Here is a 23,706-nt window from a genome sequence, read left to right as displayed (position 1 = left end):
GTAGACCTAGATTTTGTTGGTACGGGCCAAAAGCGAGTAATCTGCCAAAACCAATGCAGCCATAGCTTCTACAATGGGAACCGCTCTTGGAACAACACAAGGGTCGTGCCTACCCTTACCTTGGGTAGTTACTTTTTCTCCTTCTTTATTAATGGTCTCATAGGATTGTAGCACCGTAGCAACGGGCTTAAATGCCACACTGAAGTAAATATCCATTCCGTTGCTGATTCCACCCTGGACTCCTCCACTGCGATTGGTTTTTGTAGTGCCATCGGTATTGAAAGCGTCATTGTGTTCGCTGCCCTTCATGGCAACTCCGGCAAAACCACTGCCATACTCAAAACCTTTAACAGCATTTATGGACAACATGGCTTCTCCCAATCGGGCATGTAGTTTATCAAAAACAGGTTCTCCAAGACCAATGGGTACATTTTGAATGACACAGGTGATGACACCTCCAATGGTATCTCCCTCTTTTTTAATGGATTTGATGTATTCCTCCATTTTTTGCGCCATTTCGGTATCTGGACAACGAACAGCATTGGATTCAATCTTGGAAAAATCCAATTCCTGATAGGATTTGTCCAACTTCATTTCGCCCACTTGGGAAACAAAGGCGCCTATTTTGACATCACTCAAAAATTGCTTTGCAATGCTCCCTGCCACTACCCTGCTGGCCGTTTCGCGAGCAGAGCTTCTTCCGCCACCACGGTAATCACGGAAACCGTATTTCTTGTCATACACATAATCGGCATGCGATGGTCGGTACGAATCTTTGATGTGCGAGTAATCCTTGGATTTTTGGTTGGTATTGTGAATTGCAAAACCAATGGGTGTTCCCGTGGTCTTTCCCTCAAAAACTCCGGAATAAATTTCAACGGTGTCCGGTTCTTTCCGTTGCGTTACAATGGCAGATTGCCCAGGTTTTCTTCGGTTGAGCTCGAACTGAATCTGTTCCAAGTCCAATGTTATCCCTGCAGGACAACCATCAATGATGCCTCCCAATGCCTTTCCGTGAGATTCACCAAAGGTGGTGAGCCTAAAAAGTTGTCCAAACGAATTTCCTGCCATTCGGTATAAAAATTATGTTGCCTCAAAGGTAGATGTTACAAATCTAATTCAAAAACAAGGTTTTGGCTTTCTAATTGTCCTTAGTGTATCATATCAGTGTTTTTGTCGTCATGTTGAACTTGTTTCAACATCTCATCCTGTTGAATATGAGCATCTTTATGTGACCCTGAATCAAGTTCAGGGTGACGTTGATAATATTATGACACATTACGGATATTCAATTTTGGCTTAATGTTATTGTAACATAATTCACCTTGGAGTGATGTTTTTTTAACAATATCCTCATGAATTAATGACTTCAATTTGATTTCTGTTTTATTCCTCTCCTTTTATTTTGTATTAAACCCTATACCGTTGAAAAAAAGGAAGATAGAATTGGCAGTTATCTCAGATGTCCACTTGGGAACCTATGGCTGCCATGCAGATGAACTCATTACCTACCTCAACAGTATCCAGCCGAAAAAGCTCATTTTAAATGGTGATATTATTGATATTTGGCAGTTTAGCAAAAGGTATTTCCCCCCTTCCCATCTAAAGGTATTGAGAAAGATCATAGGAATGGCCTCCAAGGGTACCGAAGTTTACTATATTACTGGAAATCACGACGAAATGCTCCGAAAGTTTAGCAACACTTCAATGGGGAATTTTAAGATAATGGATAAATTGGTGCTCAATCTTGATGGTAAAAAAGCATGGATTTTTCATGGTGATGTGTTCGATGTTTCGATACAGAATGCCAAATGGTTGGCCAAGTTGGGCGGCTATGGTTATGACCTTCTTATTTTAATCAATAGCTTCCTAAACTGGTGCTTGGCCAAAATGGGCCGTGAAAAATATTCGCTCTCCAAAAAAATCAAAAATAGCGTAAAGGGTGCCGTTAAATACATCAACAATTTTGAAAAGACCGCTGCGGAGCTTGCTATAGAAAACGACTATGATTATGTGGTCTGCGGACATATCCATCAACCTAAAAAAGAAGTGTACGAAACCAAACATGGCAGTTGCACTTACTTAAATTCGGGTGATTGGGTAGAAAACCTGACCGCTTTGGAATATTCGTTCAAGCGTTGGAAAATCTACCATTACAATCACGATAGATTATCCCCGTTCTTTGTGGATGAAGATTTAAAGGAAATGGACATGAACGACCTTATTGCTTCCATTACCGATAAAGAGGTGGACATTGAAGACATTACCGAGAAACAACACCTTAGCGAAAGCGAAGAAAATATAGACCGTGATTTCTTAGATGACCAAGGCCTTTCTCAAGATTGATACCGGGTGTTGTGCCTCCCTTTTCGTCCCATCCTTGATTTGATGCCTACAACTTGTTCCATTTGCCGCGATCAAGGTATCTTCCGAGCTTTTCTTCACGGCTGGGAACAACTTAAGCTCCCCTACCTGCATACTGGTTTCGTAATGTTCCTTTTCGTAGCCGAAAGAGCCTGCCATTCCACAACAACCGGACGGTATAATCGTTACCTTATAGTTTTTTGGTAGATTCAATACATCAAAAGTCACCTTTTGGTTGCTCAATGCCTTTTGATGACAATGCCCATGAATTTTAACGGTTCGTTCCTCTTCGGTGAAACTATCTGCAGAAATATGTCCTGCAGCAATCTCTGCCGCCAAAAACTCTTCAATCAAAAATGAGTTGGAAGCCAGTTTTTGTAATTGCTCCTTATCATCATGCAATCTTTGGTATTCATCCCTAAAAGATAGAATTGCCGATGGCTCCAAACCAACAATGAGTGTACCATCATTCAAAATACTTTTTAACCTTTCCATGTTTTGTGCCACTAATTTTTTGGCTTGCTTCAAGAATCCTTTGGAAAGATAGGTCCGGCCACTTTCGCCATAAAACAATTCCACATCGTACCCCAGTTTACAAAGAAGCTCAATGGCATCTTTTCCCACTTGGATATCCAGGTACTTTACAAACTCGTCCACATAAAGCACAACCCGTTTTTTAGAGATGTCGGTCCGTTTTACCCGGTATTTATCTAAATGCTTTTTAAAACTGAATCGGCCTACTAAAGGTAAACTTCGCTCAGGAGCAACTCCAACCACCTTTTTTAACATACCACTTACCGTTTTGGACTCAAACATCCAATTGGTGATGCCAGAAAATTTACTTCCCAAAGCATTTAATCGGGTGTTGTAAGCGAACAGTTTGCTACGCAACGAATATCCGTTCGCTTCTTGATAATTATATAGAAATTCCGCTTTCAACGCCGCGACATCCACATTACTTGGGCATTCGCTAGCGCAGGCCTTGCAACTCAAACATAAATCAAAAACATTTTTGAGTTCTTCATGATCGAATCGATTGGTTTTTTCTGAGTTGGTCAAAAATTCCCGAAGCGCATTGGCCCTGCCACGAGTAGTATCTTTTTCATCTTTGGTAGCTTGGTAACTTGGGCACATGCCCCCGTTCATGTGGTGACTTTTTCTACAATCTCCGCTTCCGTTACATTTTTCGGCAGCTTTTAAAATGCCCTCACTATCGGAAAAATCCATCAAAGTCTCCACTTCTGGTTCTTTACGGTCAACCTTATAGCGCAAAGACTCATCCATGGGGTAGGCGTCCACAATTTTGCCAGGATTGAGCACCAAGTTGGGGTCAAAGAGTGCTTTCACCCTTTTCAACAGCTCATAATTCGCTTCACCAATCATTAAAGGAATAAACTCGGCACGCACAATCCCATCACCATGCTCACCACTAAAACTTCCTTGATATTTTTTGGTGAGTTTGGCCACATCGGTAGTAATGCTTCGGAACAAAACCACATCCTCCGACTTTTTTAAATTGAGAATGGGACGCAAATGCAATTCTCCAGCACCAGCATGGGCATAATACACCGCATCTTGGTCATAGCCTTTCATAATCTGGGAAAACTCCCCGATAAAATCCTTAAGGTCTTCCAAAGCCACGGCAGTATCTTCTATACATGCGACTGCTTTTCTGTCCCCGACCATATTTCCTAAAAGGCCTAGTCCGGCCTTGCGGAGTTCAATGGCCTTGTTAATATTATCCCCGTACAAAATAGGACTGGCATAACTCAATCCAGACTTCTCAATGGTTTTTAAAAGTTCGTCCAGTTGTTTGTCCAAATCTTCTTTGGAGTCCGCTTTTACTTCCAACATTAAAATTCCTGCAGGGTCTCCTTCCACAAAAAAACGATTGGCCAATTGGGCCCTGTTGTTTTTGGTACAGTCCAGAATCACCTTGTCCATCATCTCGCACAAATGGAGGTTATGCTGCATTACAGGGGCAACGTCGCTCAAACAATCTTCCAAAGTTTTATAGTGCGTAGCCACCATTGCCGCATGTTGGGGTGGTAAATCATCCAATTGAAGGGTAACTTCGGTGGTAAAAGCCAGTGTCCCTTCACTTCCGGATAACAACTTACAAAGGTTGAAATCGACTTTATCATCCCCAAAAATGTTGTTTTTGAGCAATTCGTCCACCGCATATCCGGTATTTCTTCTGTGGATACTGGGTTTAGGGAACTCAGCTTTTATATTGTTCTGGATTTCTGGATTGGAAAGCTCTTCAAAGAGTTTGCTGTAGATTTTTGCTTCCAGCGAATCACCATCTTTCCTTTCTTCGAATTCTTTTTTTGAAATATCAGAGAAGAAAGCATCACTTCCGTCGGATAAAACACACTGCATTGCCATTACTTTGTCCCGGGTAACCCCATATTGGATAGAGGTGGTGCCCGAAGAATTGTTCCCGACCATTCCTCCTATCATACAGCGGTTAGAGGTAGAAGTGTTCGGCCCAAAGAATAGACCAAATGGTTTTAAATATTGATTGAGCTCGTCACGAACCACACCTGGTTGTACGGTAACTTGCTTTTTATCTTTGTCCAAACTTATGATTTTGGTAAAATGGCGACTTACATCGACCACAATACCATCTCCCACACACTGACCCGCCAAAGAGGTGCCCGCAGTACGGGGAATAAGTCCAACTTTATTTTTATTCGCGAATACAATCAAGGTTTTTAGATCCTCCGCATTTTTAGGGTAAGCTACCGCGGTAGGTAATTTACGGTATACAGAGGCATCGGTGGCATAAATGGCTTTGCTTAATTCATCGAACAGCAACTCGCCTTTCAATGCTTCAGAAAGGTCTTTTAACAAATTTTTATTCAACTTGGAATACTTTTTGGGAACTAAAACTGTTTTTCAAACGTAAATCTAACACAAAACTATCTCTAATTTTTAACTTAAAAGAGAAACTCATGAAGATTACCACATTATTTGCAGCACTTATGTTATTTGCAACAGCGAGCTTAAGTGCACAAAGTATATCCGAACATGCCCTAGGGCTACGTTTGGGTGACAGCGACGGCTTTGGAGCCGAAATTTCTTATCAAAAATCCATTGGACAGTATCACCGTGCTGAATTTGACCTCGGTTGGAGAGACAGCAGAAATTTTGATGCCTTTAAATTGACGGGAGTATACCAATGGGTTCACCAATTGGACGGCAATTTTAACTGGTACTATGGTGTTGGTGGCGGATTGGGCAGCGTTGATTTTGATTATCCTGACCCTGATTTTGACGATGACAATGACGGACTTTTTGTCTTTGCCGCAGGAGATATTGGTATAGAGTATAATTTTGATATTCCGCTACTGCTGTCTTTGGACTTTAGACCTGAAATAGGTTTGGTAGGTTACGACGGTTTTGACAACGATTTTGATTTTGACATAGCACTTGGTATCCGATATCAATTCTAATAGCGAATGCATTTAAGAAGAACCCTTGGCCTTACCAAAACGCCAAGGGTTTTTTTATGCCATAAGTATTGAATACCTTAGCGATCTAAACATTTTGAAATGAAAAGACTATTTGTAATATCCTTAGGAGTTCTGTTTTTAGCTTCTTGTAATTCCGACCCAAAAGGATACACTTTAAAAGGCACTATAACCGGCGAACCTGAAAATGGCACCCAAATATTTTTAAAAACTACAGATTCCGTCAACCAATTGGTGGATGTTGATACCACGGTGATTGAAAATGGTTTGTTCAGCTTTAACGGAAATCAGGTGGAGCCTAAAATGTACTATGTTTTTGTGGACAAAGTTCGTGGAAATGTACCTGTGATTGTTGAAAACGGCACTATAGAGGTTGAGTTCCAAAGAGATAGTATAGGTCAGGCTAAACTTAAGGGAACAGAACAAAACGAGATATTTATGGGCTTTTTGGAAGAGTCCCGTAAACTATCGGAACGTGCAAGGTCTATGCAGAACGATATGCGCATGGCAGCCCAACAACAAGATACAGCCACAGTTACAGCATTGCGTGAAGAATTTATCGAGTTTCAGGAAGACGCAAAGAACTTCAATATTGATTTTGTAAAGAACAATCCCAATGCGTTTATATCTGTATTGGTAATTGGAAACCTATTGGCCACTAAAGCAGTGCCCGTTGATGAGGTTAAGGCAATGTTTGAAGGGCTATCACCAGAAATGAAGGCGACCGAACCTGGTAAAAAGATTGCGGAACAACTCGAAAATTTAAAATCCACCGAAGTCGGGGCCATAGCACCAGACTTTTCTGCCCCTACTCCAACCGGCGATGTACTTGCACTCAGCGATGTTACCAGCAACGCTAAACTTACTTTGGTCGATTTTTGGGCAGCATGGTGTAGGCCTTGTCGTGCCGAAAACCCCAATATCGTATCGGTTTATAAAAAATATCACGAAAAAGGCTTTGACGTCCTAGGTGTTTCTTTGGACAACAAGGAAGAGCATTGGAAAAATGCCATTGAATCCGATGGTTTGGTGTGGAACCACATCTCAAACTTGCAACGTTTTCAAGATCCAATTGCTCGTTTGTACAACATCAACGCGATACCAGCAGCATTTTTATTGGATGAAAATGGCGTTATCGTAGCAAGGGACTTAAGAGGTCCTGCATTGGAACAAAAGGTAGCTGAAATACTTGGCAAAAGCTAAAAAGTAACAATATTGGTAGCTAAAGAAGGTCTTGATAATTTCAAGGCCTTTTTTGTTGGAGTTGGGAATCAGTTGGTAGTAGGCAGTGTGCGGTACGCAGTAACTGAATAATCCAATAATTTAGTCCAGAAGTTGGAAGCACGAAGTCCGAGGTCGGAAGTCAGTTGGCAGTAAGCAGTGGCGGTCCGCAGTAACTCAATAACTTAGTAACTCTGAACTCCTAACTCTGAACTTGAGTCTTGGTTCTTGGCTCTCTTTTCTTTGCTCTTGAACTTGACACTTGAACTTGATGCTTAATCCGAGCAATTAGTGAAATTCGTGTTAGGTCGTCATTCCGAACTTGTTTCGGAATCCCATAAGAGTGAGACCCTGAAACCAGTTTAGGGTGACGAGATTTCCCATATTCCCCTTCGGCTAAGCTCAGGGTGTTATTGTATTGTTGAAATTTGAGTTTGAACTTGAGCTTGAAACCTAAACCTAAATCTTCCCCATTTTCCCCAAAACAAACAGGATGATTATGGGAATGGCCAACAACACAACGATTAAAGTATCCGTCACAAAAAGTTCTGGCTTAAACAACAAGGTGGTTGCATAACCGCCAATAGCCCCTCCAAAGTGCGCTGTATGCCCAATGTTGCCCATTCTACTCTTCATTCCCCAAATGGAATATAACAAATAAGCAATCCCCAGTACATACGCAGGTAAGGGAATCGGGATAAACATAATACCCAATTGCATATCAGGGTTCAACAATATGGCCGCGTATAAAATACCCATTACCGCACCACTGGCACCAACAGCGCTATAAAAAGGCTCATCTTTATGAAAAAAAAGTGCCAACAAACTCCCTGCAAGCAAACTAACCAGGTAAATGATAAGGAATTTTATAGAACCGAACCAACCTATTACCACTGGAGCAAAAAAATAGAGGGTAAACATATTCAGGAACAGATGGGAAATATCCACGTGCAAGAACCCCGAAGTCACCATTCGTTCACGCTGCCCGGCCTGTATGGCACTGATATTGAACTTGTATCTGTCAAAAAAAACCATGTTGTTGAATCCGCGTAAGGAAACCAAGACATTGGCAGCCATAATAGCAATAGTGGCAATATGTAAATTAAGCATGTAAATAAAGGTTTGGGTTCAAATATAGCTATATTTGCACACAAGAATAGTCTATGCAGCTGGTAGTTTATATCCTTGTTTATCCTTTGCTCTGGTTGATTTCCAGACTTCCCTTTAAAATCATTTATTTTATTTCTGATGGTGTCTACGTACTCCTTTACCATGTAATCGGGTATCGTAAAAAAGTGGTCCGCAACAACTTGGCCCTTGTTTTTCCCGAAAAGTCGGGTGAAGAACGATTAGGGATAGAAAAGAAATTCTACAAGCATTTCTGCGATATGTTCTTGGAGATGATAAAGACCTTGGGGATTAGTGATAACCAAATGAAAAAAAGATATGTTTTTACCAACGTTGAAGTTTTTCAAAAACTGGAAAATGAGGGCAAAAATATTATGATAATGATGCCACATTACGCTAGCTGGGAATGGGTTTTTTCATTAAACTCAATGGTTAAATCAAAGGCATACGCGATTTATCAACCCATACAGAATAAATACTTCGACAAATTAGTGCGTGATATACGTAGCAAGTACGGAACCACACTGATAAAAACATATGAGAGTCGAAAAATTATTGCAGATGCAAATAAATTGAACAAATTAATTACGGTTGGTATTATCAGTGACCAATCACCTATGTTACAAAGAGCGCGGCATTGGGCGAATTTTATGGGTGTTTTTGTTCCAATACATGTTGGTGCAGAAGAAATCTGTAAAAGCCATAAAATGATCCCGGTTTATCTAAAAGTAAAAAAAGTTGGGCGTGGCTATTACCAAGCTTCTTTTAAAATTCTAGCGGAAAATCCAAACGAGGTAGCAAATTATAAGGTTTCTGAAGCTTTTATGAAAGAAACCGAAAAATCCATTCGTGAGGCTCCGGAATATTATTTCTGGACCCATAAACGGTGGAAGCACAAGGACAAAGTGCCAAAAGATTTCCAAAAAGACACCTCAAAAGCAGTCAACTGTTAGATTCCAGCAACTTCCTTAATCTCACCAATAATACGGTCGGCTAGACTATCAGCTTCATTTTGTGATTTAGCCTCGGTATAAATTCGGATAATAGGTTCCGTATTCGATTTGCGAAGATGCACCCAGTTTTCAGAGAAATCAATCTTTACCCCATCAATGGTTGAAACCTGCTCGTCTTTATATTTATCGTGCATGGCATCCAAAAGGGCATCCACATCCAGATCGGGCGTTAATTGTATCTTCTTTTTGCTCATAAAATAGCTGGGGTAACTGGCACGTAACTCAGCCACGGTTCCACCCCTTTCTGCCATCAACATCAAGAACAGAGCCGTTCCTACCAAGGCATCACGACCATAATGACTTTCCGGGTAAATAATTCCACCGTTCCCCTCTCCACCAATAATGGCGTTGTTTTCTTTCATTTTGGTCACCACATTGACCTCACCAACCGCAGCAGCTTCGTATGTGCCACCGTGTTTTTCGGTAACATCGCGCAATGCCCTGGAGGATGACAGATTGGAAACCGTATTTCCTTTGGTCTTGCCCAACACATAATCGGCACAGGCCACCAAAGTGTATTCCTCCCCGAACATTTCACCATCGTTGCTGATGAATGCCAAACGGTCAACATCGGGATCCACCACAATACCAAAGTCTGCCTTTTCCTCCACCACTTTTTTACAAATGTCACCCAAATGCTCCTTTAAAGGCTCTGGATTGTGCGGAAAATGCCCCGTAGGGTCACAGTAGAGCTTTACCACTTCCACGCCCAATTCTTCAAGTAATTTGGGAATGGCTATACCTCCAGTAGAGTTAACTCCGTCCACCACCACCTTAAAACCAGCTTTTTTTATGGTGTCGGCATCAACTAGGGACAACTCTAAAACTTCATCAATATGAATATCAATATAAGAATCATTTTTAATGATTTCCCCCAAATCATCCACTTCTGCAAATTCAAAATCCTCTTTCTCGGCCAAAGCCAAAATCTTTGCACCTTGCTCGGCATCCAAAAACTCACCTCGTTCGTTCAATAATTTGAGGGCATTCCATTGCTTGGGGTTGTGGCTAGCCGTTAAAATAATTCCCCCATCAGCCTTTTCCAAAGGAACGGCAATTTCTACCGTTGGCGTGGTGGACAATCCCAAATCAATTATATCAATCCCCAATCCAACCAAGGTGGAAACCACCAAATTCTGAATCATCTCGCCCGACAAACGGGCATCCCGTCCAATTACGACCTTTAATTTTTGTTTCTTGGAATACGACTTTAACCAGGTTCCGTAAGCAGCAGCAAATTTAACCGCATCAACAGGTGTTAAGTTATCGTTAGTGTTGCCCCCTATGGTTCCTCGTATTCCAGAAATTGATTTGATCAGTGTCATAATTGTTAAAAAAGTTTTTGCAAATATAATCGGGCATATCCGATTCCATGTTTTGAATTTGTAAATTTCGACAGAAAAAGAATTTGTCCCGATGAACTTCTTGGCTCATATTTATCTATCTTTTGATGATAAGGAAATAACTTTGGGTAATTTCTTTGCCGATCATATCCGTGGAAACAAGTACAAACATCTGCCGGATAAAATCCAGAAAGGGATTCTCCTACATCGGGAAATTGACACCTTTACCGATTCCCATCCCATAGTGAGACAAAGTAGCAAGCGCCTCCATAAAAATTACAGCCATTACAGCCGAGTTATTGTAGATATTTATTACGACCATTTTTTGGCCAAAAACTGGAGTGATTATTCCAATACGCCTTTGGATGAATATGTAGAGGATTTTTATGATTTATTGGAAGACAACTACGACATCCTCCCCATGGCCACCAAACGCATGATGCCCTACATGATTGCGGACAATTGGTTGCTCAATTATGCCAATTTAGCTGGAATTGACCGTGTTTTGAACGGAATGAACCGACGCACTAAAAACAAATCCAAGATGAATTTTGCCATTTTAGACCTTGAAGAGCATTATACTGATTTTGAAAATGAATTCACCTCCTTTTTTAAAGAATTGATTACCTTTTCCAACCAAAAATTTATTTCTCTATGCGAAGACTAATACTCCTCCTACCCCTAATCTTATTTATCCATTGTAAACAACAACCTGCAAAACCAACTGGACTGGTCGCCGAAAAAGCGATGGTGGTATCCGCACGTGAAGAAGCATCACAATTGGCGGCGGACATTATGAAAAAAGGTGGAAATGCCTTTGATGCCATGGTCGCCACCGAACTTTCTTTGGTGGTCGCCTATCCCTTTGCGGGTAGCGTTGGCGGGGGCGGGTTTATGGTTTATCGTAAAAGCAATGGCGAGGTCGGAGGAATCGATTATAGGGAAAAAGCTCCCTTGGCCGCCCATAAGGACATGTATTTGGACTCCTTGGGCAATGTAATCCCTGGAATGAGCACCTCGGGCGGAACCGCCGTAGGTGTGCCAGGAACGGTAGCTGGAGTACTGGAAGTCCACAAGAAATTCGGAAAACTTCCACTCAAAGAGATTATAGAGCCAATTATAGCGCTAGCAAAAAAAGGCGTTGTGGTCACCAAAAAGCAAGCAGGCCGATTGGAAGGTTATCGGGAAGATTTTATTGAGGCCAATGGGGACAGTACCAAATTTGTAGGTCCTTTTGTTACGGGCGATACCATAAAATACCCTGCCTACGCCAAAACCCTTCAAAAAATTATGGAACAAGGCAGGGATGGTTTTTACAAAGGTGAGGTTGCCCAAAAACTGGCCGCTTTTGTACAGGAAAATGGCGGTTACATCACCGAAGAAGATTTGGAAAAGTATGAGGCTGTATGGAGAGACCCGATAGTTTTTGATTATAAAGACATCAAGGTTATATCCATGAGCCCTCCCAGCAGCGGTGGGGTCACCATCAATCAAATATTTAAAATGATGGAGCCCTACGATGTTTCAAAGTTTGGACACAACTCCACCAAAACCATTCAGTTGTTCACCGAAGCCTCACGAAGAGCCTATGCAGACAGGAATTTCTATTTGGGCGACCCTGACTTTGTGGATATTCCCTATGATGTCTTGTTAAGTGATGATTATCTTCAGGATAGAATGTCCAATTTCTCTTTTGATAAGGCCACACTATCATCAGAAGTAAGCCATGGTGAAGTAAAGATTGTTGAAAGCGCCCAAACCACACATTTTTCCATAGTGGACAGTGAGGGGAATGCCGTTTCTGTAACCTCTACACTTAACGGAGGGTATGGTTCCAAGCTATATTGCGAGGAACTCGGTTTCTTTTTAAACAACGAAATGGACGACTTTAGTGCCAAACCCGGCGTTCCCAATATGTTTGGGCTCATTGGCGCCGAGGCCAATAGCATTGAACCGGAAAAACGCATGTTGAGCAGTATGACGCCTACTATTGTGGAGAAGGATGGCAAACTGTACATGGTGGTCGGCACCCCCGGAGGTTCCACCATTATTACAGCGGTGGCACAGACTATTTTAAACGTATATGAGTTTAATTTGAGCATGCAAGAAGCGGTCAATGCTCCACGATTCCACCACCAATGGTTACCCGATATGGTAATTTTTGAACCCGAAGGATTTTCTGAAGAACTTATAGATGAGTTAAAATCCAAAGGATACATTATTAACGAAGAGCGCACGCCCATTATTGGTAAAGTGGATGCCATTCGTGTTTTACCCGATGGAAAGCTCGAAGGTGGAGCGGACAAACGTGGCGACGATACCGCAGTTGGATATTAATTTTCCCAAATATGAAGTTTGATGTTGTTGTTTTAACAGACCACCGCTATGTGGCTCCAAAAGAGCGAACACCTTATATTGAAAATGTATTGCAAGAAGACAGCTTAGTTCTAGATGCATTGCAAAAACAAGGTTTACGGGCCATTCGCAAATCTTGGGACGACCCCAATTTTGATTGGTCAACCACCAAATATGCCTTGTTTAGAACTACTTGGGACTATTTTGACCGTTATTCAGAATTTTCAAAATGGTTGGAGACAGCTTCAAAACAAACGCAGTTCATCAATTCCAAAGCACTGATCTATTGGAACATTGACAAGCATTACCTACAAGATCTATCAAACGCAGGCGTAACCATTCCAAAAACGATTTTTGTGGAAAAAGGCACAAAAACTACCCTTGCCGAATCCATTGCAAACGCAAAATCAGAATATGGCTTTACGGCGGACACCTATATTTTAAAACCTTGTGTTTCGGGAGCGGCACGGCATACGTACAAAATTCAGAAAAATGAGATTGAAAAGCATGAGGCCATTTTCCAAGAATTAGTGGCGGAAGAAGCCATGATGTTTCAAGAATTTCAGCAAAATATTGTTTCCAAAGGAGAAATATCTATGATGGTTTTTAATGGTGAGTTTACCCATGCCGTACTAAAAATTGCAAAACCTGGCGATTTTAGGGTACAGGATGATTTTGGAGGAACTGTTCATGAGTACAATCCCGTTGAAGAACAAATAGCATTTGCCAAAAGTGTGGTAAATGCCGCACCAGAATTGCCAATTTATGCCAGAGTAGATATTTTTAAGGACAATGACGGTAATTGGGCCTTGGCTGAACTGGAAATCTTTGAACCGGAACTTTGGTTTCGTCTCAACCCTAAAGCAGCTAAAATTTTGGCGAAAGCCATCAAAGAAACTTGCATTGTTCATTAAACCCAATTTGGGTTGTTCTATATTTTTATATTTAATAAATATTTCAAAATGAAAAACTTACCTCTCCTCCTATTAAGTATAACCTTCGGATGTTTCGCCCAACAAAAAACCACGGGGAAACTGGTGGCAGAGGACGATGCTTTTTATAACTACGTGGATAACGATGCAAAAATTGAGGTTTTGGCCGAAGGTTTTATATGGTCGGAAGGACCTGTATGGGTTAAAGAAGGTGGATTTCTCCTCTTTTCCGATGCTCCCCAAAACACCATTTTTAAATGGCGGGACTATGAGGGTCTGACTGAATTTTTAAAGCCTTCGGGATATACAGGTATTCTTCCGTATAGTAGAGAGCCGGGCAGTAATGGGCTTACAATAAACAATGAAGGCGAATTGGTGGCCTGCGAGCATGGCGACCGAAGAATTTCTAGCATGCCCTTATCCCAAGGTGGAAAAATAACGGTGGCGGATAAATGGCAAGGAAAACGTTTTAATAGCCCAAATGATATTGTACAAACCTCCAATGGCATCTACTATTTTACCGACCCTCCCTACGGTCTACCTAAACAGGAAAATTCAGAAACGCGGGAAATTGATGCTTTTGGGGTATATAAAATAGATGTGGACGGAAGTGTGGAAATGGTGGTCAGCAATCTCAGTCGCCCCAATGGTGTGGCACTGTCCCCCGATGAAAAAATCCTCTACGTTACACAATCGGCCCCTGAAGCGCCCTATATAATGGCGTACAACATTAAGAATGACGGTTCTTTGGATGAAGGGAGGTTATTTTTTGATACATCCCCCTTAATAAAATCTGGTTTAATCGGGTCTCCGGACGGTATCAAAGTAGATAAAAATGGAACTGTTTTCTCCACAGGACCTGGTGGAATATTAATTATAAACCCAGAAGGAAAACTTTTGGGACGTATAGATACAGGTCAACCTACGGCCAATTGTGCTTGGGGTGGTGATGGCTCTGTACTCTACATAACAGCCCATAAATTCTTGATGAGGATTAAGACCAAAACGGTTGGAGACGGGTTTTAAACTATTTTATTTGTCCAACTTGTTTTTTCAATTCATCCATGGATTGTTGCAGTTGTTTCAGCAATCCAGTTTCGGTAGTGGCATCCACATTAAAGGTAAGTTTACTGCTCACCTCCCAAATTTCTTGGATTTGAAAAGGTTTGATTTCGTATGGCGGATAAGTTTCGTTTAATGAAACAAGGGTGATATTATTGGAATTTGGCTTTCGTTCTATTTTCTTCACCATTACAGAATCCTGAAGCACCACCACGTACATTTTGTTGGGGCTCACATGATCAATATGCTCAATGGCTTTTGCCAAAACCCAATCGTTGGGTCTCAAATTGGGCAACATGCTATCACCCTCGACCTGAAAACCTCGATAGGTGGCGTTCCTGAACTCGGGAATGGGCATATCAAAAGCGGGTAATTGCCTATACCAACTTGTATCTGAAATATTCTGGGGATATCCCGCAGCCGCTTTTGCGTTTACCATCACCATGTTATCATTATCGGAGTTGTCCACCGTAACCACTTTGGGGATAACACTAGTTTTGGAGGTGTCCAAATGTTTCTGATCGCTTTCTCCGAACAACCAAAGTGGATTTATTTTAAATTGACGCAAGAGTTCGGTAACCACCTTTCCCGATAATTTGGTTCTTCCCCGTTCAATATCCGCTGTAGTGTTCTTCACCCCCAATAGCTTGGCAAATTCGGTTTGGGTGTAACCGAGTTCCCTTCGGATATCGGTAAATCGTTTCAGGGTTGATTCGTTTTCCATTTCTTCATTTTTGGTGTCACTTCGAGCTGTCATCCTGAGCGCAGTCGAAGGAATAATCGAGAAGCCTCCTAACCATTTAGCAAAGAACAGGTCTCGACTTAAGCTTATCTGGAGCAGAGTCGAAAGGCTCGACCTGACATCTCGTACCAAATATATAACATTTGGATTATTTCCAAAAACTTTTATGGAATATTTCCATTATTTGGAACATTTCCATATATTTGATTGGAATATTTCCAATGGTCGATGTTTTTAATTTATTTAAATAGCAATTATGGAACCCACAACAACCCTTATTTACGATGGCAGTTTTAATGGATTTCTGACCGCAATCTTCATAGCTTTTGATGAGAAAATCAATGTGGCCGACATTCAAAAAAACAATCAATGCCAAAACGGATTGTTTTCCGATACAGAAACCGTTTTTACCAATGTAGAAAAGGCCAAACGGGTATGGAACGGTATCCGAAACAAAAGTCATAATGCCATATCCAATATCTATTTCGCTTTTTTGAGTGAAGCCGAAGGCATTGAGCTCATGCTTTATACCTATGTTCAAAAATTAATGCGCACACAAAACGGTAAGTGTTTGGATTATTCGGATAGTACCGTAGTGCACATTGGCCAATTGGCCAAAAAAGTGGGGCGGGAAAAGCACCGTATGGAAGCCTTTGTTCAGTTCCAGTTGAGCAAGGACGATATTTATTTTGCGAACATTGACCCTGATTTTGATGTACTTCCTCTAATTTCCAAACATTTCCGCGGCTGTTATGCTGATCAGCGCTGGTTGATTTATGATGTGAAACGCAAATACGGTATCTTTTACAATTTAGATCATATGGAAATGGTTTCCCTGAACTTAAAGGACATCCTCCATGACAAAACCGTTAGAAGTGATGTCTTTACCAGCGAGGAATACGAAAACCAAACCCTTTGGAACGATTATTTTAAGAGTATTAATATCGCATCCCGTATTAACCCAAAGTTACACACGCAACATGTTCCCAAACCCAATTGGAAGTATTTGAGCGAGAAGAAAGAGGCGGTTTAAATAAATTATTTAATATTGTAAGAAATCTTCCCCATACAAAAATGTATTTGCAATAAAATTCAACAATTGATATGTCTGAAGATTTTTTCCAAAAGCCTTTTACTGAAGATACTAATGTTAAATTATCACTCTATAAAGAGTATTTAAAAGAATGGTTTCCTGTCTTTATAGCTGCCCGCAGACCATTTAAGAAAGTAGTAAATTTATTTGATTTCTTTTGTGGACCCGGTAAGGATTCAGAAGGCACATCGGGAAGCCCACTCATTGCACTTGAAATTTTAAAAGAATATCAAGAATACGTTCAAGACACAACCGTAGAAATAAATTTACATTTCAACGATTCCAAAATAGAATACATTGAAACCCTGAGAAAGAACATCAACGAATCTGGTTTACCAACAGATAAAATTAATATTCATTTTTATAATAAAGACTTCACCGAGTTATTTCCAGATACGATCCCAAAAATGGAAAATGCCGCAAACCTAATTTTCCTCGACCAATTCGGCGTTAAATATGTTAATGAAGAAAGATTTAAAGTTTTAATTGGTCTACCAGTAACAGACATCATTTTCTTTATATCTTCTTCCACATTTAATCGCTTTCATAATGATGATAATGTGACAAATGTAATTGGTCTGACTTCAGAGGAAATACAGGAAAAACCTTTTTATGAAATACACAGATTAGTCCATCAAAAATATTTTGAATTAATTCCACAAGAAGTTTCCTACTCGCTTGCGCCATTTTCTATAAAAAAAGGAACAAACATTTATGGTTTAATATTTGGAAGCGGTCACCCATTAGGTATGGAAAAATTTCTAAATATTTGTTGGAAAGAAGATGAGGAAACAGGAGAAGCAAACTTTGATATACAGGGAGATAAAAAATTATGTTTACAACCCTCACTATTCCCAGAAGACAACGACAAGAGAAAAATTCCAACGTTTCAAAGACAACTCGAAGATAAAATATTAAGTGGTGAGCTTAAATCTGACAAAGAAGTATTTGTCTATATGATTAACAATGGGTTTATTGGTAAACATGTATCCGAAGTAGTAAACAGATTAAAAAAAACTGGTAAAATTAAAATAAAGCATCCATCTTTTTCATGCACTACAGTATTGAAACCAACCAGAGAACCCAAAAAAATAGAAATCCTATAATTATGGCCCAATCTAGTATCGAATGGACGGAAATGACGTGGAACCCAACTACTGGCTGCACCAAAGTAAGTCAAGGTTGCAAATTCTGCTATGCAGAGGTAATGTCCAAACGGCTTCAGGCAATGGGAATCGACAAATACAAGGATAATTTCAAGGTTCGGATTCACGAATCGGAATTAAAAACACCTTACACATGGAAGAAACCTAAAATGGTATTTGTAAACTCCATGAGTGATTTGTTTCATCCAGAAGTTCCGCTGTCATTCATACAAAAGGTATTTGAGGTAATGAATGATAATCAACAGCATATTTTTCAGGTCTTAACAAAAAGACATGAACGATTATTGGAATTACACGAGAAATTGAATTGGACACCTAATATTTGGATGGGAGTTTCGGTTGAAGACCAACAAGTTGAGCATCGAATTGATTATTTACGTGAAACCAATGCAAAAGTAAAGTTTTTATCTCTCGAACCTCTAATTGGACCACTCCCTAACTTAAACCTCAGTAGAATTAGCTGGGTCATTGTTGGAGGAGAAAGTGGACGTAAACCACGACCAATCAAAGCCGAATGGGTTAAAGATATTCAAAATCAATGTGAAAATTTAAATGTCGCATTCTTTTTTAAACAATGGGGCGGCACTAATAAGAAAAAGAGTGGTCGTTTGCTGAATGGTCGTACTTACGATGAAATGCCTAATTACAGGTTAATTGCTTAATCACTTCCCCCTCTCCCCCACAAAATGATCACCTTTGGTTTTAAACAGTACATTAAAACTGGTTAAGCTGCCGTTAATGCGGGTAATATATTGTTGTAGATCCACCTTTTCTTGGTCGTCCAGATTCTTACTGCTATTTATTTTTTGCTCCATCACGCGAATAGGGTAAATACTCATCCCCAAGCGCCTTGAAACGGGGTTATCCCTTGTAGGTAACCCTATAAATAGCGTCCCCTTCATCATCGGAAATCAACAAAGAACCATCTTTCAAGAAAAGCAGGTCCACAGGCCTACCAAAGGCTTCTTGCGACTCCTCGTCCAACCAGCCATCTATAAAGGGTTCGTAACTTACAGCTTCTCCGTTTTCGAGTTTTACCAAGGTTACCCTGTACCCTACCTTAGAAGAACGGTTCCAAGAGCCATGCTCGGCCAAAAATGCATGTTTTTGATAGGCTTCCGGGAACATGGGGCCTTTACCAAACTTAACACCAAGGGCCGCTACGTGCGCCCCCAAAGGCTGTACAGGAGGTACAAAATCGGAACAGGGACGTTGGTCTCCATATTCGGGGTCCTTTACGGTTCCGCCGTGGCAATAGGGATAACCAAAATGCTGACCTGCTTCGGTAAGTTTGTTCAATTCCCCCGGAGGTACATCGTCTCCCATCATGTCCCTACCGTTGTCCGTAAACCACAACTCGTTGGTATCCGGATGCCACGTAAAACCAACAGTGTTGCGCACTCCATGGGCTACAATCTCCCGATTACTGCCATTGGGGTCCATTCTAGTGATGGAAGCATAACGCTTATCTACCGTAGCGCTATCGCAAATATTGCACGGCGCTCCTACGGGCACGTACAATTTATCGTCAGGGCCAAAGGCAATGTATTTCCAACCATGGTGGAATTCGGTCGGGTAATCGTCATAGATCAATTCCGGTTCTTGTGGACTTTCCAACTGCGATTCAATATTGTTGTATTTGAGCATTCGGCTTACTGCGGCCACATACAAAGCTCCATCTTTAAACGCTACGCCGTTGGGCTGCTCCAAATCGGAAGCGATGGTGTAGGTTTTATCTACCTTGTAATCGCCGTCCGTATCTTTTAGTGCGTATACTTTACCTTCGTTTCGAGTACCCACAAACAGGGTACCGTTCGATCCCATGGCCATGGAGCGTGCTCCCTCAATGTTTTTCGCATAAAGTTCAATACTAAAGCCTTCGGGAAGGTTAAGGCGATTCATATTCAATTGGAGAGAATCCTGTGAAGATTCTTCCGCATTCTCTACTACTTCTTCTTCAGTTGATTCTTCATCATTGCTTTCTTTTTTTCCATTACAGGCCAGAAAGCTAACGGAAAGCATCAACATAACTATTGACCTAAGGGGCAAAGTATATATTTTCATCTTGATTTTTTAGTTTTTTTTGTTTCTGAGTCAATAAAGCTATAACAAAATGGTGGAAAGAGGAAGAAGTTTGGGATTTGATATAGTATATCCGTGTTTAAAGTTGGAAGTCTGATGTTGGATGTCAGGGGTACGAAGTCTAAAATCCGTTTCAAGTTACTACATTATACGGTTATTGAGTTATTTGTGTTTGAACTTGATACTTGAGTTTGGGCTTGATGTCCGAAGAACGAAGTCGGAAGCCCGTTCCTTGTTTCAAGTTTCAGGTTTTAGATTGCTGGATCTGGTTATAGGTCTTTGTTCTCGTATCAAACAGCGCGGCGGTCTTGGTTCTTTGCTCCTTGATCTTGAACTTGATGTTTGAGCCTGAACTTCTCTACTCTTCCTTATATTCGGAAAGATTGCCTTGATACCAAATATTGGTTCGGTGGGAACTGGAAACGGCAAGTCTAGCCTTTCCATTGGGATAGAGCTGTGCAATTACCTGAAAATTCTCAGATTCTTGGCTAATAGTAAACCGTATGGTTTTTCCGGTATCTTTTTTATTGGAAGAGAAAGAAAGGTTCTTTGGAATTCCCTCGAACTTTATTCCCGCTTTGTCTTGATCATAATACCCTCCCATTTGGCGTTCTCCAAAAAAGGGAAGGTTTGCCTTTACACTATCGCCCACCATGCGCAAATATCCGCTTGAGCCCGAAACATCTATGCGGCTGGCCGTACTACCAGGCGGCAACAATCCGGCATTGGCGATACTGTTCAATCCTTGGCTGGCCATGGGTTGTGCCCATTTGGCTTCTATTTTAAACTGCTTGTTGGAAAGCATCTTATCCAAAGCTGCCAATTCTTCGGGCGTTGCATGGCTTTTGCTCGACGCACATGCAAACGTGGTCAATAACAATAGGAAAGCTCCAACTTTTACAATAGACTTCATTGTTTTGATTATTAACTTCTTACAAAGTACAAAATAGTCAAGCCAATTCCGAGACAAATAACGGTGTGTTAACGTTTGAAACGTTCAAAAATGGCCAATGTCTTTTTGGTATTGATAAAATATACTCCTGTTAAAAGAATGGCCGCTGCTATTATGGATTGCAGTGTAATCTGTTCATCCAAAAAATACCAGCCCAACAAAAGGGCAACAATCGGATTAACATAGGTAGAGGTTGCCACTTTCTCTGGAGAAACGGCCTTGAGCAGGTAATTGAACGAGGTAAAGGCCACAATACTTCCCAAAAAGATAAGCAATACCATGGCTAACTGTACCTCACCGCTCCATGCCAAGGGCGAAATCCATTCTTCCCCGAAACCAAGGCTCATCAAACTTAAAACAATACCGGCAAAGAGCATTTGGTAGCCCGTGTTCACAAAATAATTGGTGGGCAAATCTGCCTTGGCCACAAAAAGACTGGCGTAGGCCCAACAGAACATGCAAAAAAAGATCATGATCATACCCACTATAGACTCTTCTTGGGCAATTATCTGTTTTTGGCTTACCAATAAATAGATTCCTATTATCCCTAAAACAACACCAACAACGGACATGGGTTGAATTTTTTTGCCTTGCAGTATGCGCATCAACAAAAGAATAATAAGAGGCTGGGAAGAAATTTCCAGAGCTGCGAAGCCCGTATCCACATAACGCAGGGCCCAAACTACCAAACCATTGCCAATACTCAAGAAAAGCACTCCTGCAATTAGTGTATTCAAAAGTTGTTTTTTGGTGATTCGCAGGGAGGTTCCCATGATTTTGGCCAGAAGAAAAATACAGAGTCCTGCCAAGGTAAACCTAAAACTGGCCAGCATAAAGGGTTCCAGTTCCAATACAGCTATTTTGTTCAACAAATAGGTAGAGCCCCAAATCACATAAATGGCAAAAAAAGCCAGGATGACGAGAGCAGAGTTAGAGGATTTTGCCATTTTTAAGGACAGTTTAACCGCCCTGCAATATTACGTATGTTTACTGGAGTATGTGACTGCGAAGTTAAATTTTAGCTGATTTTCCCGCTTGAACGGATTAGAGCGGTTTATTTAAATCGAATATGTAGGATGCAAACTCGCTTTCCAATTTTTTAAAGCGATTTAAATGATCCTCAATTTCGTTGATTTTTGCATCTGTCAAATCTATCCTACGGCTCTTAATTTTGGACATCACCTGTTTTTGGTGCCTTGTAAAACTTTGGATGCTTCTGTTCAGTTCGTAAAATTTTTCGAACCGCCGAGGACATTTGGGTTCATAGATGTACGAATTCAATTTTTCGGACAGGCGTTGCACCATTCTTTGGTTTCGTTCCACCCGCATCAGTAGCTCTTGGTTCTGTTTAATACTATTTTGGGTGATATGTTCCATGGCTCACAAGGATTTTTAACATTAACGGTTTGACACCCTTTAAGTTAAATAAATTCTTACAAACTCCGACATGGTTAACTATCTTTTAATGGTTTATTTAACATAAACAAAAAAAGACCCAGTAAAAACCGGGCCTTTGTTAATTTTGAATATTGAAAAATTAATTTTCAGTCTGCTCGCGAGCTTCCTCTTTTAATTCGTCAGAGGCAATAATGGCAAGCTCTACACGTCTATTGGCTGCTTTACCTGACGCCGTATCGTTACTTTCAACAGGTTGTTCTTCGCCATACCATTTGGTAGTAAATCGTCCGCTGGAAATGCCTTTGGCTACCAGATAACCGGTTACTGCCTGTGCCCTACGTTGGGAAAGGCCCATATTGTAATCGGCTGCACCATCGCTATCGGTATGTCCTTCCACCAAAATATTGGTTTTAGGGTATTCCATAAAAATTCCGGCCAATTTATCCAATGTGGTGGCAGAAGCTCCTTTAACGTCAGATTTATTGGTGTCAAAATAAACACCATTTTCGCCACTAAAGGTAACATTGATACCTTCGCCGACCCTGTTTACTTCTGCACCTGGAATTTCCTGTTCAATCCGTTCGGCTTGTCTGTCCATACGGTTTCCAATGTAGCCACCGGCGGCACCACCAACTACAGCGCCAATAATAGCGCCCAGAGCAGTATTGCCCTCTCCTACGTTATTACCGATAACGCCACCGATAACGGCACCACCACCAGCGCCAATTGCGGCACCTTTTTGGGTATTGTTCGCATTTTTGATGGCATCACAACCAATAATCATGGTCAACGCCAAAAAAGCAGTTGCCCCTTTTAAAACTATATTTTTCATGGAATTATTTTTTTGAGAATTCGTAAACTATGGTCACAGGTTGACCATCAACTGAAACATTTGAATTAAGCGTCATGGATTGTTCGGACAGACTAACAATATTTAAGCGATATCCGTACCCTCCGGAAATATCCTTTCGTTTATCATCAATAAACTTAAATTGAAGCTGGCTTTGGTAATTCTGTTCGGGTTCTACCACGGACCATCTAAAAAAACGGTCTCCACCTTGACAAAGTGAGCTTTGGGCTATAGTGTAGCGCCCTGTACTGTTATTGTCGCGGAAAAACCATTCACTATCCTCAAAACAGATATCCTCTGCATCGTTGAAAATGGTAGATTTGAAGTTGCCAGAGGCATTTTCGTAGTAAACATTGTCCAAATTCCATGTACCGCTAAACAAATTTCGCTGTGTTCTAGCGCTTTTGGAAATGGAACAGGATGAGAGCAAAAGTCCCATCACTGTGAGAAATAAAAGTGATCGTTTCATCATAAGTATATAAGTTAATGTTCAAAAAATATACGTTTGGGGACGTGTTTATAGTTGTTA

22 protein-coding genes are annotated in these 23,706 nt (G+C 40.9%); 11 read left to right on the top strand and 11 right to left on the bottom strand.

Going from position 1 to position 23,706, the window contains the following annotated elements; all coding sequences use genetic code 11:
- Positions 1-6: 6 nt before the first annotated feature.
- Positions 7-1,071 (bottom strand): chorismate synthase, encoded by a 1,065-nt coding sequence (aroC, locus tag MURRU_RS15710; RefSeq protein ID WP_014034471.1) that lies wholly within the window; start codon positions 1,069-1,071, stop codon positions 7-9.
- Between the two features lie 354 nt (positions 1,072-1,425).
- On the opposite strand from aroC, the gene MURRU_RS15705 reads away from it, so the two are divergent.
- Complete coding sequence (locus MURRU_RS15705; protein WP_014034470.1) at positions 1,426-2,346, top strand: UDP-2,3-diacylglucosamine diphosphatase; 921 nt, start codon at positions 1,426-1,428, stop codon at positions 2,344-2,346.
- Here the strand turns inward: MURRU_RS15705 and MURRU_RS15700 are convergent.
- Complete coding sequence (locus MURRU_RS15700) at positions 2,317-5,232, bottom strand: FAD-binding and (Fe-S)-binding domain-containing protein (protein WP_014034469.1); 2,916 nt, start codon at positions 5,230-5,232, stop codon at positions 2,317-2,319. The two genes, MURRU_RS15705 and MURRU_RS15700, sit on opposite strands and share 30 nt — an antisense overlap.
- Positions 5,233-5,321: 89 nt before the next feature.
- Between MURRU_RS15700 and MURRU_RS15695 the strand changes: the two genes are divergently transcribed.
- The gene (locus MURRU_RS15695) at positions 5,322-5,822 is read left to right on the top strand and encodes a hypothetical protein (RefSeq protein WP_014034468.1); all 501 of its coding nucleotides are present in this window, start codon (positions 5,322-5,324) and stop codon (positions 5,820-5,822) included.
- 99 nt (positions 5,823-5,921) lie between these two features.
- Positions 5,922-7,043, top strand: a complete 1,122-nt coding sequence (locus MURRU_RS15690) for a TlpA disulfide reductase family protein (protein ID WP_014034467.1) — start codon at positions 5,922-5,924, stop codon at positions 7,041-7,043.
- Between the two features lie 477 nt (positions 7,044-7,520).
- Here the strand turns inward: MURRU_RS15690 and MURRU_RS15685 are convergent, their stop codons facing one another.
- The gene (locus tag MURRU_RS15685; RefSeq protein WP_014034466.1) at positions 7,521-8,171 is read right to left on the bottom strand and encodes a rhomboid family intramembrane serine protease; all 651 of its coding nucleotides are present in this window, start codon (positions 8,169-8,171) and stop codon (positions 7,521-7,523) included.
- Positions 8,172-8,224: 53 nt separating this feature from the next.
- Between MURRU_RS15685 and MURRU_RS15680 the strand changes: the two genes are divergently transcribed.
- Complete coding sequence (locus MURRU_RS15680; RefSeq protein WP_014034465.1) at positions 8,225-9,142, top strand: lysophospholipid acyltransferase family protein; 918 nt, start codon at positions 8,225-8,227, stop codon at positions 9,140-9,142.
- Here the strand turns inward: MURRU_RS15680 and glmM are convergent.
- Positions 9,139-10,527: a phosphoglucosamine mutase gene (gene glmM, locus MURRU_RS15675; RefSeq protein WP_014034464.1), complete on the bottom strand. Its 1,389-nt coding sequence runs from the start codon at positions 10,525-10,527 to the stop codon at positions 9,139-9,141. The genes MURRU_RS15680 and glmM overlap by 4 nt on opposite strands.
- 91 nt (positions 10,528-10,618) lie before the next feature.
- Between glmM and MURRU_RS15670 the strand changes: the two genes are divergently transcribed.
- Genes MURRU_RS15670 through MURRU_RS15655 form a run of 4 tightly spaced genes read left to right on the top strand, consistent with a single transcriptional unit; the run spans position 10,619 to position 14,858 of the window.
- Positions 10,619-11,212: an acyl carrier protein phosphodiesterase gene (locus tag MURRU_RS15670; protein ID WP_014034463.1), complete on the top strand. Its 594-nt coding sequence runs from the start codon at positions 10,619-10,621 to the stop codon at positions 11,210-11,212.
- The gene (ggt, locus tag MURRU_RS15665; RefSeq protein WP_014034462.1) at positions 11,200-12,882 is read left to right on the top strand and encodes a gamma-glutamyltransferase; all 1,683 of its coding nucleotides are present in this window, start codon (positions 11,200-11,202) and stop codon (positions 12,880-12,882) included. The genes MURRU_RS15670 and ggt overlap by 13 nt, the downstream gene beginning before the upstream one ends.
- Positions 12,883-12,893: 11 nt before the next feature.
- On the top strand, positions 12,894-13,814 hold the full coding sequence (locus MURRU_RS15660) for an ATP-grasp domain-containing protein (protein ID WP_014034461.1): 921 nt from the start codon (positions 12,894-12,896) through the stop codon (positions 13,812-13,814).
- A 48-nt stretch (positions 13,815-13,862) separates the two neighbouring features.
- Positions 13,863-14,858 carry an SMP-30/gluconolactonase/LRE family protein gene (locus MURRU_RS15655; RefSeq protein WP_014034460.1) on the top strand — a complete coding sequence of 332 codons (996 nt, stop codon included), beginning with the start codon at positions 13,863-13,865 and terminating at the stop codon, positions 14,856-14,858.
- Position 14,859: 1 nt separating this feature from the next.
- Here the strand turns inward: MURRU_RS15655 and MURRU_RS15650 are convergent, their stop codons facing one another.
- The gene (locus MURRU_RS15650; RefSeq protein WP_014034459.1) at positions 14,860-15,618 is read right to left on the bottom strand and encodes an XRE family transcriptional regulator; all 759 of its coding nucleotides are present in this window, start codon (positions 15,616-15,618) and stop codon (positions 14,860-14,862) included.
- Between the two features lie 274 nt (positions 15,619-15,892).
- Between MURRU_RS15650 and MURRU_RS15645 the strand changes: the two genes are divergently transcribed.
- The 3 genes from MURRU_RS15645 to MURRU_RS15635 all read left to right on the top strand — a co-directional run bounded on the left by MURRU_RS15645 (position 15,893) and on the right by MURRU_RS15635 (position 18,557).
- A complete protein-coding gene (locus MURRU_RS15645; RefSeq protein ID WP_014034458.1) occupies positions 15,893-16,669 on the top strand; it encodes a TIGR03915 family putative DNA repair protein in 777 nt (258 codons plus the stop codon).
- 71 nt (positions 16,670-16,740) lie between these two features.
- A complete protein-coding gene (locus MURRU_RS15640; protein ID WP_014034457.1) occupies positions 16,741-17,835 on the top strand; it encodes a three-Cys-motif partner protein TcmP in 1,095 nt (364 codons plus the stop codon).
- A gap of 2 nt (positions 17,836-17,837) precedes the next feature.
- Positions 17,838-18,557 (top strand): DUF5131 family protein, encoded by a 720-nt coding sequence (locus MURRU_RS15635; RefSeq protein ID WP_014034456.1) that lies wholly within the window; start codon positions 17,838-17,840, stop codon positions 18,555-18,557.
- Between the two features lie 199 nt (positions 18,558-18,756).
- Here the strand turns inward: MURRU_RS15635 and MURRU_RS15630 are convergent, their stop codons facing one another.
- The 6 genes from MURRU_RS15630 to MURRU_RS15605 all read right to left on the bottom strand — a co-directional run bounded on the left by MURRU_RS15630 (position 18,757) and on the right by MURRU_RS15605 (position 23,649).
- Positions 18,757-19,959 carry a PQQ-dependent sugar dehydrogenase gene (locus MURRU_RS15630; protein WP_014034455.1) on the bottom strand — a complete coding sequence of 401 codons (1,203 nt, stop codon included), beginning with the start codon at positions 19,957-19,959 and terminating at the stop codon, positions 18,757-18,759.
- A 376-nt stretch (positions 19,960-20,335) separates the two neighbouring features.
- Positions 20,336-20,890, bottom strand: a complete 555-nt coding sequence (locus MURRU_RS15625; protein ID WP_014034454.1) for a DUF4251 domain-containing protein — start codon at positions 20,888-20,890, stop codon at positions 20,336-20,338.
- A 68-nt stretch (positions 20,891-20,958) separates the two neighbouring features.
- The gene (locus MURRU_RS15620; protein WP_014034453.1) at positions 20,959-21,876 is read right to left on the bottom strand and encodes an EamA family transporter; all 918 of its coding nucleotides are present in this window, start codon (positions 21,874-21,876) and stop codon (positions 20,959-20,961) included.
- Between the two features lie 97 nt (positions 21,877-21,973).
- The gene (locus MURRU_RS15615) at positions 21,974-22,306 is read right to left on the bottom strand and encodes a hypothetical protein (protein WP_014034452.1); all 333 of its coding nucleotides are present in this window, start codon (positions 22,304-22,306) and stop codon (positions 21,974-21,976) included.
- A gap of 160 nt (positions 22,307-22,466) precedes the next feature.
- The gene (locus MURRU_RS15610; RefSeq protein WP_014034451.1) at positions 22,467-23,159 is read right to left on the bottom strand and encodes a YiaD family glycine zipper/OmpA-like lipoprotein; all 693 of its coding nucleotides are present in this window, start codon (positions 23,157-23,159) and stop codon (positions 22,467-22,469) included.
- 4 nt (positions 23,160-23,163) lie between these two features.
- Positions 23,164-23,649 (bottom strand): lipocalin-like domain-containing protein, encoded by a 486-nt coding sequence (locus MURRU_RS15605; RefSeq protein ID WP_014034450.1) that lies wholly within the window; start codon positions 23,647-23,649, stop codon positions 23,164-23,166.
- Positions 23,650-23,706: the final 57 nt, after the last annotated feature.

Source organism: Allomuricauda ruestringensis DSM 13258 (assembly GCF_000224085.1).
GTDB lineage: Bacteria > Bacteroidota > Bacteroidia > Flavobacteriales > Flavobacteriaceae > Flagellimonas > Flagellimonas ruestringensis.
This window is presented reverse-complemented; position numbering and strand designations above follow the sequence as displayed.

Coding starts and splice junctions, on each gene's coding strand:
- aroC (WP_014034471.1), bottom strand. CDS start 1,071: ATGGCAGGAAATTCGTTTGGACAACTTTTTAGGCTCACCACCTTTGGT.
- MURRU_RS15695 (WP_014034468.1), top strand. CDS start 5,322: ATGAAGATTACCACATTATTTGCAGCACTTATGTTATTTGCAACAGCG.
- MURRU_RS15690 (WP_014034467.1), top strand. CDS start 5,922: ATGAAAAGACTATTTGTAATATCCTTAGGAGTTCTGTTTTTAGCTTCT.
- MURRU_RS15685 (WP_014034466.1), bottom strand. CDS start 8,171: ATGCTTAATTTACATATTGCCACTATTGCTATTATGGCTGCCAATGTC.
- MURRU_RS15680 (WP_014034465.1), top strand. CDS start 8,225: ATGCAGCTGGTAGTTTATATCCTTGTTTATCCTTTGCTCTGGTTGATT.
- glmM (WP_014034464.1), bottom strand. CDS start 10,527: ATGACACTGATCAAATCAATTTCTGGAATACGAGGAACCATAGGGGGC.
- MURRU_RS15670 (WP_014034463.1), top strand. CDS start 10,619: ATGAACTTCTTGGCTCATATTTATCTATCTTTTGATGATAAGGAAATA.
- ggt (WP_014034462.1), top strand. CDS start 11,200: ATGCGAAGACTAATACTCCTCCTACCCCTAATCTTATTTATCCATTGT.
- MURRU_RS15660 (WP_014034461.1), top strand. CDS start 12,894: ATGAAGTTTGATGTTGTTGTTTTAACAGACCACCGCTATGTGGCTCCA.
- MURRU_RS15655 (WP_014034460.1), top strand. CDS start 13,863: ATGAAAAACTTACCTCTCCTCCTATTAAGTATAACCTTCGGATGTTTC.
- MURRU_RS15650 (WP_014034459.1), bottom strand. CDS start 15,618: ATGGAAAACGAATCAACCCTGAAACGATTTACCGATATCCGAAGGGAA.
- MURRU_RS15645 (WP_014034458.1), top strand. CDS start 15,893: ATGGAACCCACAACAACCCTTATTTACGATGGCAGTTTTAATGGATTT.
- MURRU_RS15640 (WP_014034457.1), top strand. CDS start 16,741: ATGTCTGAAGATTTTTTCCAAAAGCCTTTTACTGAAGATACTAATGTT.
- MURRU_RS15635 (WP_014034456.1), top strand. CDS start 17,838: ATGGCCCAATCTAGTATCGAATGGACGGAAATGACGTGGAACCCAACT.
- MURRU_RS15630 (WP_014034455.1), bottom strand. CDS start 19,959: ATGAAAATATATACTTTGCCCCTTAGGTCAATAGTTATGTTGATGCTT.
- MURRU_RS15625 (WP_014034454.1), bottom strand. CDS start 20,890: ATGAAGTCTATTGTAAAAGTTGGAGCTTTCCTATTGTTATTGACCACG.
- MURRU_RS15620 (WP_014034453.1), bottom strand. CDS start 21,876: ATGGCAAAATCCTCTAACTCTGCTCTCGTCATCCTGGCTTTTTTTGCC.
- MURRU_RS15615 (WP_014034452.1), bottom strand. CDS start 22,306: ATGGAACATATCACCCAAAATAGTATTAAACAGAACCAAGAGCTACTG.
- MURRU_RS15610 (WP_014034451.1), bottom strand. CDS start 23,159: ATGAAAAATATAGTTTTAAAAGGGGCAACTGCTTTTTTGGCGTTGACC.
- MURRU_RS15605 (WP_014034450.1), bottom strand. CDS start 23,649: ATGATGAAACGATCACTTTTATTTCTCACAGTGATGGGACTTTTGCTC.